Source organism: Pseudomonas sp. GW821-FHT07F05 (assembly GCF_059418765.1).
The window spans coordinates 140,926-153,221 of the sequence record NZ_JBWKQL010000010.1; the positions used below are offsets into that span (position 1 = coordinate 140,926).

Sequence of the window (12,296 nt, forward strand, 5' to 3'; positions counted from 1 at the left end):
AATAGACATGGGACGTAAACGCTCAGAAATTTCGATGACGCCTTTTAATCAAAGTGAAAATGCAATGGGAGCTCTTTTGCCAGTTGAGGCGCAGTTTTACTCACAGGGTTGATTAAAAAACCGTAAAGCAGGTTTGGGGTTAATACCCCAAGCCTGTTCAAGGAGCATCGCCAATGATTGAACGTGAATTCCCCGTATCGACCTCAGAGCAGAAGATCCGTGAGGCGATATTTTCTTTATCTCTTATACCGTCAGTGAAATACATAGACTCATCAAAATCGGTTGCAACCTGCACACTCATTGATGACAGCGGCGCGGCAGTGGCCGAAGGCGCAGGCAAGGGTCAGCATTGCCAATTAGGTGCGTTGGCAGAAAGTATTGAGCACTACGCGTTGGAACACTGTTCATCCAAGGGCCTGGTTACACGCCGTATCAACGAAGTACGTCACCAGGCATCCATTAAGCTTGATGGCGTCCTCGCTAACTTGCCCGATAGCGAGGCACCGATAGACTGCGTCGAATTCAAAGATATCTTGAATAGCCGTCTCATCACTGTCCCCGCTATCATGCAACTTCCAGACGAAGCTCTGGTGGAACACAATACCTCGTTAACCGAAATCGCGTACCTAAGCCGCTACTCGACAAACTCGGGGATTGCCTTCGGCTGCTCGGAAAGTGAAGCAATCCTTCATGGACTCAACGAAGTGCTTGAGCGGCACATGCTGTCTAAAATTCTCATGTCCCTCTGCGGCCAATACGATCCCATTCTGCTGCGGTCAGTTGACGCGGCCCCAATGAGAGAAGTATTTCCCGATGGCTCGAGATTTCGCACCCTAGCCGCTCGCATGAAGATACTCATTACCGAAACAATTCAGGGCGTATATTTCGCTATGGCTATTCCCAAGCGACCTGACGGCAGATATGTAATCTGCCCGCTTGGCAGCGGATGCTCTGTAGACCCGCGAATCGCCATTGAACGCGCCGCTACTGAACTTCATCAGACCATGGCGCTATATGATGAAGTTGAGAAAGCTACTGACCATAGTGCCATCGCGTTAGCTAGCTTCTCATCCACCTTACGCCCGTTGATAAATCTTGAGGTACTCCGGAACACCGAGCTCAGCTGCAGACGTTTAGACCCACCGAAGCGTTTATCTGTGCAGGAGCAAGTAGAGTTCATCCTTGAGAGGTTTGCAGCAACTGGTTTACATGCGTTCAAAAGAACGCTGCTGGATTTCGAAAACGGGTGTGTCGTGGCGCAGGTTTATGTACCTGGACTGGAGCGGTTCAACCTAATAAGGGCAGGTATTCCAGTGGTACCCCAACATCTTCTCCACGCGAATAAGTGCTATCCATGAGGTAAACCTTCGGATGATAGATTTTATCAGTGAAACACTAAGCTCCAGGAAAAGACTGTTCATAAGCGCCACCGCACTTACCGTTCTACTGAAGCTGTCCACCCTAGCGCCAGCCCTGTTGCTGGGGAAGATTATTGATAACCTCTCTGTCGCAGAAGATGTCGCTTCACTCACCCTTAGCGATTTACTGATTGTTCTTTGTGGCGCTGTGCTGCTGCAGTCCGTGTTGCACCCGCTTCAGACTTATCAACTGGTGAAGCTCGTGCAGACAACCCTGGTAGACCTCTCCACCGAATGGTCTGAAAAAATACTGGGCAAAGAGTTTGAGCAATTTTCGTCCCTACGGATTGGCGGCCTCATCAAATCCGTGGAGCGAGGAATAACTGCCCACGAGAAGTTTCTGATTTTTTTCATCACATCAGGGTTCCCGCTGCTGATTGAACTGGCTTTGATCGCGATCATCTTTGCCTACTTGGGCGGCGCACTGATGTTCACCACCCTGCTGGGTGTTTCTGTCGGCTACATACTGCTATACCACCAGCTGATCTGCTGGCGGCGTCCTTATCTGGTTGCCGTCAATGATGAAGAAGACAGGGTGTCGTCCAGGCTACTCGAAACCCTGCAAGCCGGCAAAATCCTGAAGCTCGAACAGGCTTGCGGCCTCGCCATGAAGCCGCTTCGTCAGAGTTACACGGAGTACGCACACGCGGCAACACGAGTGGCAAGTACCGGTGCTGTTCTCAGCTCGATCAAAGTGTTGTACATCGGGCTGTCCACGGCCGGGCTGCTTGCCTGGGGCGTCAGTGATCAGGCTTCCCTATCCCCACGTTTGTCTGTTGGGGAGCTGGTCGCGGTATTTTCGCTGGCGGGCATGTTTCTCAGTAATTGCAGCGCTTTGGCAGAGGCCTATCGGGCACTGGATCAGTTTTCGGTAGACAGACAGAGGCTTCTGCAAATCTTGTCACTGGAGGATCTTGTAGAGGTACCGCAAGAACCTTTACCTGAACCTTTATCAAGACTGGAATTGGTCGCAGTTGCTCAGGTAACGAACTTTAAGCTCCATTTCACGCCTGACCAATCCGTTGCGATCATCGGGCCCAGTGGTGCCGGCAAAAGCACGCTTTTAGACACGATGGCCGGAACGCTGAAAACACTCCGCCACGCCCTTTCCATAAACGGCAGGACATTACGAGGGTGCGACATTCAGACGTATCTGGATCGGGTTCGCTACTGTCCTCAAGACCCAGTGTTTCTTGAAGGCACATTCAAACACTCTGTGCTCTTTGATCAACCCATGTCAGACCACCTCCCCCGAATCCTTGACGATCTTGGCGTGGCACACCTGGCCGCCTACCGATCAATAGCTGAAGGCGCAGTCAACATTTCCGGAGGCGAAGCAAAGCGACTTTCACTGCTCCGGCTAATCAATCGCCCTGGAGATTTCAACTTGTTCGACGAGCCAACATCGGCTCTGGATCAGGAAACTGCCTTGGGTGTGTGGAGCACTCTGTTCGAGCACTTCCATAAAAGGGGGCTGGTGTGCGCTACCCACGACATGACTGCGCTGTCCCGTTTTGATCGTGTGATTGTGTTGAAAAACGGCGAGGTCATTGCAGACGGCCCCTGGAGCGAATTGCAAAACGACGGGGTCGTTGCGCAGGCGCTGGCGTAGATACGAGGCTGTTGAACCAAACGGCGAGGCTCATCACCTCCGTGCCGATTGAGGAGTTTTACAACGCCGTCAGGTTTGAGGATTTGGAGGCATTAGCGCGATTCAATGCCGCTTCGTCATTGTTTAGCGCGAATCGTTGATCATTTTTTGAGCATATCGCTCAACGCGCCGGATTCAGGGGCCCAACCCTGACCGCGAACATGTTATCCACAGAAGCACCAACAGCCTGTGTGCGTAAGTCTGCCCATCGCTGTGGAAAAGCGTGCAATGGGCATGATAATGACGGTCAGAGACGCAAACGGAGGCGCTAGAGCTGTTATTGGTTAAAACTTGACCACCACTCCACAGGCCACGGAATACGGGGGCTACAGCGGATCACAAACATCTTATCCACACGCCCGCACACAGAGAATGTGGTAAGAACACGGACCGCGAGGCCTGGCTTGTGGAAAAAACCTATAAGAATCCGCGGGATAGAGCGATCAAAAATTGACCACCTGCTTGAAAGCCACGGTCAGCATGCTCTGTAGCAATGGCCAAACAGTTTATCCACAGGCGGATCAACAGCGATTGTGGGTATATGCACATGGACGTTTGGGCCGGTACGTTTAGGAAGCGTCTGACATCCAAGTCCCGGACCGCTCGCTACACTCAGCGCACATCAACCGTCAGCAGGGAGTACGCTCATGCATCACTGGACACCGTTCTCACGCAAAGTCGTCATCGAGGCGAACAACAGGCTATCCAAACGTAAGCAAGGAGCCTCGTTCGCTCTGCCTAAAGAATTATTGGGCATTATCAGCTTTAAACCTAAGACTACGGAAGAAATCAGGGAAGCATTCCGATCGGCCTCCCGCAGGCTCCGGCAGGAGTGATTTCACATGATCGAAGAGCGCTACAACTACATCTTCAGCGAGTTAGTAAGCGATGAGGACGACATACTCGGCCAACTGGCCTATTCGGTGTATAAACGTCAAAAAATCGAGTATATCCACGCGTTCAAAGAGAGAAACGGTACTGATCCGCTAGACTGCGATCTCGTTGCGTTCCACGACATCAGCAACAGCAGCTCGCAAATTGAAGCCTATCGAACCCAAGCGACCCGGCTGGCGACAAACTTCCTGGAGTCCTCACTGAGTACCGAAACGGAGGAGTTGGCAGCGTTTTACTCTTCAAGAGCCGCCAACGACATCCGAATGGCGCGGCCAGGGTTCTGGAAGGGGGCTGCGCAGAGCCTCGTTGGCTCGGGCTTGTTCACTTTACTCGTTGGGTGCCTCGTTTTCTTTGCATGGAGTTTGAAACAGGGACCACGTCAGGTCATTGAGCAGGTATTCGACGTTGTGATTGTAGATGCAGATTCCACAAGTCGAAAAATGCAGCCCGATACGCCTCAGTCGTGAACGGAGAAAAGGCGCCATTGTGGCGCCTTTCGGTGTTCAGCGAACCACCCCCTCCTCCACCAACAATTTCAAAATCGCCGCAGCCCCCTCCTGAGCAGTCACCCCTTTGAGCACCTGCCCACCGCCTCCGCTCGCTTTTGCCGTGGCGGCTTTCATACGATCAGCGCCGCTTTTCGCTTTGATGACCTTCAAGCGTTTTGGTCGAGGTTTCGCGGGCGTCAGCTCTGCGCCGGTGAACACTTCGTCGATGACCACCTCGATCTCTTCCACATCCAGCAGACCCCGTTGCGCCGGGCCGTAAGCGCTTTGCCGCGGTTTCGGGGCGGCGTTATCCACAGTTGCCAGGAACGGCAATCGGACCTTGAGTCGACGGCGCTGACCTCGAGGGAGCGCCTGCAGCACCTGGGCGCTGCCGTTGCTCATGGACTCGACCTCGGCCAGGCCCACCACCAGCGGCCAGCCGAGCGTTTCGGCCAGCAAATACGGGAGCATGCCGGACCCTTCGCCCGTCTCGGCCTGACTGCCGGTCAGTACCAGCTGCACGCCCGACTCGCGAATGTAATCCGTCAGCCCAGGCAACGCGTCCGCACCCGGCGGCTGAGCCAGCACATGAAGCTCATCCACGCCCATGCCCAGATAGCCACGTAATGCGGGTTCTTCGGCATCACCCGCATGTAATACGTGCAAGTTATCCCCAGCCAGTTGCAAACCCAGCTCAACGGCACGGGCATCCTGCTCGGCACGACGCGGCCGTCCCGACGTCGGGTGCGCACCGACGGAGACCAGGCTGATTACGTGCAGCGCACCTTTATCCACAGAGAACTCCATTTCAGGCTGCATCGCGCTTCGCCCCATGCCGGTAACTGTCGACCGCTTCAATCAGCGCTTCGAGAATGGCGGAGCTCTCTCCGATCACCGATAGATCGGCCCGCTTGATCATGTCGCAGGTCGGATCGAGGTTGATCGCCACGACCTTGTCGCAGGCGCCAATGCCCTGCAAATGCTGGATCGCGCCGGAAATCCCTACCGCCACGTACACCCGGGCAGTGACCCAAATGCCCGACGCACCGACTTGGCGATCCCGGGTCATGAAGCCATCGTCGACGGCCACACGGGAAGCGCCTTCAGTTGCGCCCAACGCGACGGCGGTACGGTGAAACAACGACCAATCCTTGACCCCGTTACCACCCGAAAATATGAATTCAGCTTCGGACATGGGGATAAGTGCCGGATCGACCGCCACAGCGCCAAGGTCTTCGATGCGCGGCAAACTGCGCGCGACAGCTGTGGATAACTCGACGGGCAGTACTTCGTGCCGGGTCTCACTGACCGGTTCGGCGCATTCCGCCTGGGCGAGGATCAAGCGTGACACGGGACGCAACAGGTCTTGCGCACCAGCGCCTGCACGACCGATGCACTGTTCGCCAGCCACTTGCCAGACGCGTGTCGACGGCCGCTCTCCCAGACTTGCCGCAAAACGACGACCCAATTCTCCCCCGCCGTTTCGGCTGTCAGGCAGCAACCAGTGATGGGGGTCGAACTGGTTATCCACAGCCCGCAAACCTTGCACACGTTGCTCGGGGGAATAGCCGGTGAACGCATTGCCTTCCAATATCAACAGACGATCGACGCCAGCGGTGTCGAACGCCGTCTCTTTGTGCTCGCCAAAAATCACCGCCAGGACAGCGCCCTCGTTGCCCGCCAGCCCATGGGCCAAGCCCAGCAGGTCTCGGTCGTGGCCGCTCAAACGGCCACCGACCATGTCGGGCACCACAGCGATGTAGAAGGCTGGCGTTGCAATCCGATGCAGCGGCAATTGCACGTCCACCGATGCCGAGCGTTTGACCGCGCCGCCTTGCTGCGCCCCGCTTCGGTCGATGCGTTTGACGCCGTTGGGACCGATAAAACCGACGCCATGCACGTTTTTACGAAGCACACCGTTGGGGCCCATCCAGCTGGTTTGAGTCGGCTGCATGGCCGCGTGCAGCGGATGCAACCGGTTCCGTGCTATCCATTCAGCGCGTGGGTCGCGTCGGAAAATGTCGCTCATCAATGCGCCTCCGCAGGTTCACGTCGGGCCGCTGCCGGTTTTACAGGTGCGGTTTCCTCAAGCAGTGCATCAGCAACGAGTTCGGCGATGTCCTTGATCATCGGTCGCGGCTCGACCACGCCTTCGAGCATCGCGGTGCACTGCGGACAACCCACGGCCACCAGCTCGGCGCCGGTCTCGCGGATGTCATCCATGCGCATGTCAGGGATCCGCTGCTTGCCCGGAATGTCGGTGATCGGCGCGCCGCCACCGCCGCCGCAGCAACGTGAGCGGAAACCGGACCGCACCATTTCCTTGACCTCGATGCCCAGCGCACGCAGCACATCGCGCGGCGCCTGGTACTCGCCGTTGTATCGGCCGAGGTAGCACGGATCGTGATAGGTGACGCTGGCGCCTTTGTGCGTACCCAGATTCAATGCGCCGTTGCCGATCAGCTCGGCAAGATATGTGCTGTGATGCTGTACGACGTAGTGACCGTCGAACGCACCGTATTCGTTTTTCAGAACATGAAAGCTGTGCGGGTCGCAGGTGACGATGCGCTTGAAGTCGTACTGGGCCAGCGTCTGAATATTGCGTCTGGCGAGCATCTGAAAGGTAGCTTCATCGCCCAGGCGACGGGCCACATCGCCGCTGTCGCGCTCTTCGAGACCCAGCACGGCAAAGTCGACCTTGGCGGCTTTCAGCACTTTGACAAAGGCGCGCAAGGTGCGCTGATTGCGCATGTCGAAGGCGCCATCGCCAACCCAGAACAGCACGTCCACGGTTTTCTTGTGGCTCATGACGTCAAGGTTCAGGTCGGCCGCCCAGTTCATGCGCCCGCCCGGAGCGAAGCCGCCCGGGTTGTCCGTCGCAATGAGGTTTTCCAGTACTTCTGCGCCCTTGTTGGGGGTGGCGCCTTTTTCAAGGGTCAGATGACGGCGCATGTCGACGATGGCGTCCACGTGCTCGATCATCATTGGGCATTCTTCCACGCAGGCCCGGCAGGTCGTGCACGACCATAGGGTGTCGGCGTCGACCAGCCCGTTGACGATGGGTTGATGGGGATTGCCGCCATGCTCGCCGATAGGCTTGCCCTGGCCGTCGAGCGACGGGTAAGGGCTGCCGGCGAAATGGGCATCGGTGCCACCCGCCAGCCCGACGACCATGTCTTGAATCAGCTTTTTCGGATTCAGCGGCTGGCCGGCAGCGAAGGCCGGGCAGGCAGCTTCACACTTGCCGCACTGCACGCACGCATCGAAACCGAGCAGCTGATTCCAGGCGAAGTCCTTGGGTTTTTCTACACCCAGCGGCGCGGTTTTGTCCGTCAGATCGAGGGGTTTCAGCCCCGTAGAGCGGCCGCCGCCGAAGCGCTCGGGGCGACGGTGCCACGCCAGGTGCAACGCGCCAGCGAAGGCGTGTTTCATTGGGCCGCCCCAGGTCATCCCGAGGAACAATTCGCACACACCCCACAGCACTCCGATGCCCAGAATGATCGCCAGCAACCAACCGCCGAAGTTCGCCGGCATCACGCCCGCGACGGGCAACGTGACGATAAAGAACGAACCCGAGAACGCCAGCAGGCTTTTCGGCAGGCGCATCCACGGGCCTTTCGACAACCGGCTTGGCGGTTGAAGACGACGCAGGTGCATGAAGATTGCGCCCACAAACATCACCGCCGACATCAGCAACAGCGCGTAACCGAGGATGCGGTTATGCAAGCCGAAGCCGTGTACCAGAATCGCCAGGATGATCGACGCAACCGCGCCGCCCGCCGTGGCCACGTGGGTGTTGGCGATGTATTTGTCCCGCGCAACGACGTGGTGCAGATCGACCATGTAGCGCTTGGGCATCGCCAGCAATCCGCCGAGCAGGTCGACCTTGGCGGCACGCCCGTTGCGCCACAGGCTCACCCGCCGCAGCGCGCCAAGGACCGCGAGGCCCAGGGCAGCGAAAAGCAGGATGGGAAGAAGGGTGTTTAACATGTGGAGCTCCCAAAGACTCAGGGTCTTGCAGGTCGGGATGCCTGACTCGTTTCCCGTGGGGCGAGCTTGCTGGCGAAGCCCTGCTGACATTCAACATGGATGCCGACAGACCCGCCGCTTTCGCGAGCAAGTTCACTCCTACAGGGTTGTGTGCCGGCCGCTAGAAATCCTTGCACAGCCTGAGTGCGTCATAGATCGCCGCATGGGTATTGCGTTGAGCCACGCAATCGCCAATGCGGAACAGCAGATACCCGTCACCCGGCTGACTCAACGACGGCTGCGGCTGAATCGCGAACAGGGCGTCGATGTCGATCTGGCCTTTGTTGCGCGAACCTTCCTTCATCCCGTAGTAGAGCGCTTCGTCAGGACGCACGCCGTTCTCGACCACCACTTGATCGACTACCCGCTCCTCTTTGGCGCCGGTGTATTCGTTCTCCAGCACCGCGACCAGCTTGTCGCCCTCGCGGTAGACCTTTTCCAGCATCATGTCGCCGGTCATGATCACTTCTTTGGGGTACATGCTGCGGTAGTAGGTCGGGAACGACGTACCACCGATGGCAACGCCAGGCTTGATATCGTCAGTAACGATCTCGACCTGGCAGCCTTTGTCCGCCAGGAAGTCGGCCGTGGACATGCCGGTGAACTCGCAAATGGTGTCGTAGACCAGCACGTTCTTGCCCGGCGCAACTTTGCCGTCGAGGATGTCCCAACTGCTGACGACCAACCCTTCGGCCGCGCCCCAATGCTCGTTCTGCTCAATGAACGGATGACCGCCCACCGCCAGCACCACCACATCAGGCCGCAGATCCATGATGGTCGCGATATCTGCCGCCGTGCCCAAACGCAGATCGACTTTCAAACGCGCCAGCTCCAGCTGAAACCAGCGAGTGATGCCAGCGATCTGATCGCGCTGCGGTGCTTTCGACGCCGTGGTGATCTGTCCGCCGATGGCGTCTTTCTTCTCGAACAAGGTCACGTCATGGCCCCGCTCGGCCGAGACGCGCGCCGCTTCCATCCCCGCGGGCCCTGCGCCGACGATCACCACCTTGCGCTTCACGCCGCTGGTCTTTTCGATGATGTGCGGCACGCCCATATATTCGCGGGACGTCGCGGCGTTCTGAATGCACAGCACATCCAAACCCTGGTACTGACGGTCGATGCAGTAGTTGGCACCGACGCACTGACGAATCTGATCGACCTGGCCCATTTTGATCTTGGTAATCAGGTGCGGGTCGGCGATGTGCGCGCGGGTCATGCCGACCATGTCGACGTAGCCGCCTTCGAGAATACGGGTCGCCTGATTCGGGTCCTTGATGTTCTGCGCGTGCAGCACTGGCGCCTTGACCACTTCCTTGATCCCGGCCGCCAAATGCAGGAATGGCTCCGGTGGATAACTCATGTTCGGGATGACATTGGCGAGGGTGTTGTGGGTATCGCATCCCGAACCCACGACCCCGATGAAGTCGATCATGCCGGTCTGGTCGTAATACTTGGCGATCTCTTTCATGTCCTCGTGGCTCAAGCCATCCGGGTGAAATTCGTCGCCGCAGATACGCAGGCCCACGCAGAAATCAGGCCCCACTTCCTTGCGCACTGCCTTGATCACTTCCAGGCCGAAACGCATGCGGTTCTCGAAGCTGCCGCCCCACTCATCGGTGCGCTTGTTGACCCGCGGGCTCCAGAACTGGTCAATCATGTGCTGGTGCACGGCCGACAGCTCGACGCCGTCCAGACCACCGGCCTTGGCCCGTGCCGCCGCGCTGGCGTAGTTGCCGATCACGCGCCAGATTTCTTCCGGCTCGATGGTCTTGCAGGTCGCGCGGTGTACCGGCTCGCGGATGCCCGAAGGCGACAGCAGCGTTGGCCAATGATCGCCGTCCCAGCGGGAGCGCCGGCCCATGTGGGTAATCTGGATCATGATCTTGGCGCCGTGCTTGTGCATGGCGTCAGCGAGGTTCTGGAAGTGCGGAATGATCTTGTCGGTCGCCAGGTTGACCGATTTCCACCAGCCCTGCGGGCTGTCGATGGCCACGCTGGACGAGCCACCGCAAATGGCCAGACCGATGCCGCCCTTGGCTTTCTCCTCGTAGTACTTCACGTAACGGTCGGTGGTCATGCCGCCGTCAGTGGCGTAGACCTCGGCGTGCGCGGTACTCAATACGCGGTTGCGTATGGTCAATTTACCGATCTGAATCGGTTGAAACATCGCTTCGAAAGCCATGACGGAAACCTCGACTTACAACGGCTTGACGACAAACAGGCCGTCGTCGTGGCCTTCTTCCGACCCGCCGTAGACCTGCTCGGCCACGGTGCGGATGTTGCTGCCGCTGGCTTCGAGAACCTGGTCCATGGCGCCGGCAAACCAGCCGGTGAACATGTAATCAACCTTGCGCCCCACTTTGCCGTAGACGTAAACGAAGGCCGAGTGCTCGAGCTTGACGCTGGCGGTGCCTTTTTCCAGATCGATGTCCTGAATCTTGAACAGGCCCCAACCGCGCTGGGACAGACGATTCATGTAGTGCTCGAACACCGCAACGCCTTTGATGCCATGGCACTCGGCTTCTTTCTCGCACCAGTGCCAGGCGGACTTGTAACCGGCCTTGTAGAGGATTTCGGCGTACGCCTCGGCGCCCAGCACTTCTTCGATGCCCATGTGGTTGTTGACGAAGAAATGGCGCGGCACGTACAGCATCGGCAGGGCGTCGGAGGTCCAGACACCGGTCTCGCTGTCGACTTCGATTGGCAATTGCGGGGCGATCTTGGCCATGGAAACTTAACTCCGGAAAATTCGTGTGGAAGCCCTCTCCGCGATGGGAGAGGGAAAAATTCTGTGATCGGCGAGTGAATCCGGAGGCTTATTCGCCCCAGACATCGCCCAGGATGCGTACCCAGTTTTCGCCCATGATCTTGCGCACCACGCGCTCGGAGTGGCCGCGTTTGAGCAGGGTTTCGGTGAGGTTCGGGAATTCGCCGACGGTGCGGATGCCCAACGGGTTGATGATCTTGCCGAAGTTGGTCAGGCGGCGGGCGTAGCCTTTGTCGTGGGTCAGGTATTCGAAAAATTCCTGGCCGTGGCCCTGGGTGAAGTCAGTGCCGATGCCGATGGCGTCTTCGCCGACGATGTTCATCACGTACTCGATGGCTTCGGCGTAATCGTCGATGGTCGAATCGATGCCCTTGGCCAGAAACGGCGCAAACATGGTCACGCCAACAAAGCCGCCGTGATCGGCGATGAACTTCAGCTCGGCGTCGGACTTATTGCGGGGGTGTTCTTTAAGGCCCGAAGGCAGGCAGTGGGAATAGGTCACTGGCTTCTTCGACTCGAGGATGACTTCCTCGGAGGTCTTGGAGCCGACATGGGAGAGGTCACACATGACGCCGACGCGGTTCATTTCCGCGACGATTTCACGACCGAAACCTGACAGGCCGCCGTCGCGCTCGTAGCAGCCGGTGCCCACCAGATTCTGGGTGTTGTAGCACATCTGCACGATGCCCACGCCCAGCTGTTTGAAGATCTCAACGTAGCCGATCTGGTCCTCGTAAGCATGGGCATTCTGGAAGCCGAACAGAATGCCGGTCTTGCCCAGCTCCTTGGCCTTGCGGATGTCGGCCGTGTTGCGCACCTGTATCACCAGGTCGCTGTTTTCACGAATCAGTTTCTGGCTGGAGGCAATGCTGTTAACGGTCTGCTGAAAACCTTCCCACACCGAGACTGTGCAGTTGGCCATGGTCAGGCCGCCCTTGCGCATGTCCTCGAACAGCTCACGGTTCCATTTGGCAATGATCAACCCGTCAATGACGATGCTGTCGGCGTGTAATTCGGCTGGGCTCATCAGGCGGTCCCCTGGGGTTCTT

General features: G+C 57.9%; 9 protein-coding genes. 3 read left to right on the forward strand and 6 right to left on the reverse strand.

Annotation, left to right across the window (positions count from 1 at the left end; all coding sequences use genetic code 11):
• Positions 1-173: 173 nt before the first annotated feature.
• The 3 genes from AC07RO_RS19965 (at position 174) to AC07RO_RS19975 (ending at position 4,430) form a co-directional block, all read left to right on the forward strand.
• Positions 174-1,358, forward strand: a complete 1,185-nt coding sequence (locus AC07RO_RS19965; RefSeq protein WP_495086877.1) for a YcaO-like family protein — start codon at positions 174-176, stop codon at positions 1,356-1,358.
• Positions 1,359-1,371: 13 nt separating this feature from the next.
• Entirely contained in the window at positions 1,372-3,030 is a 1,659-nt protein-coding gene (locus AC07RO_RS19970; protein WP_495086878.1) for an ATP-binding cassette domain-containing protein, read from the forward strand.
• Positions 3,031-3,911: 881 nt separating this feature from the next.
• Positions 3,912-4,430 carry a hypothetical protein gene (locus AC07RO_RS19975; RefSeq protein ID WP_192173181.1) on the forward strand — a complete coding sequence of 173 codons (519 nt, stop codon included), beginning with the start codon at positions 3,912-3,914 and terminating at the stop codon, positions 4,428-4,430.
• Positions 4,431-4,466: 36 nt separating this feature from the next.
• Here AC07RO_RS19975 and etfB read toward each other — a convergent pair whose 3' ends face one another.
• From etfB to AC07RO_RS20005, 6 genes are all read right to left on the reverse strand, one after another.
• Complete coding sequence (gene etfB / locus AC07RO_RS19980) at positions 4,467-5,270, reverse strand: electron transfer flavoprotein subunit beta (RefSeq protein WP_495086879.1); 804 nt, start codon at positions 5,268-5,270, stop codon at positions 4,467-4,469.
• Positions 5,260-6,480, reverse strand: coding sequence for an electron transfer flavoprotein subunit alpha (gene etfA / locus AC07RO_RS19985; RefSeq protein ID WP_495086880.1), 1,221 nt, complete (start codon positions 6,478-6,480; stop codon positions 5,260-5,262). Before etfA ends, etfB begins: the two co-directional genes overlap by 11 nt.
• Positions 6,480-8,441, reverse strand: a complete 1,962-nt coding sequence (dgcB, locus tag AC07RO_RS19990; protein ID WP_495086881.1) for a dimethylglycine demethylation protein DgcB — start codon at positions 8,439-8,441, stop codon at positions 6,480-6,482. The genes etfA and dgcB overlap by 1 nt, the downstream gene beginning before the upstream one ends.
• Before the next feature lie 160 nt (positions 8,442-8,601).
• Positions 8,602-10,662, reverse strand: a complete 2,061-nt coding sequence (gene dgcA / locus AC07RO_RS19995) for a dimethylglycine demethylation protein DgcA (RefSeq protein ID WP_192173185.1) — start codon at positions 10,660-10,662, stop codon at positions 8,602-8,604.
• A 15-nt stretch (positions 10,663-10,677) separates the two neighbouring features.
• Positions 10,678-11,208 (reverse strand): DUF5943 domain-containing protein, encoded by a 531-nt coding sequence (locus AC07RO_RS20000; RefSeq protein ID WP_495086882.1) that lies wholly within the window; start codon positions 11,206-11,208, stop codon positions 10,678-10,680.
• Positions 11,209-11,296: 88 nt separating this feature from the next.
• Positions 11,297-12,274: a dipeptidase gene (locus AC07RO_RS20005; RefSeq protein WP_074886739.1), complete on the reverse strand. Its 978-nt coding sequence runs from the start codon at positions 12,272-12,274 to the stop codon at positions 11,297-11,299.
• Positions 12,275-12,296 lie beyond the last annotated feature (22 nt).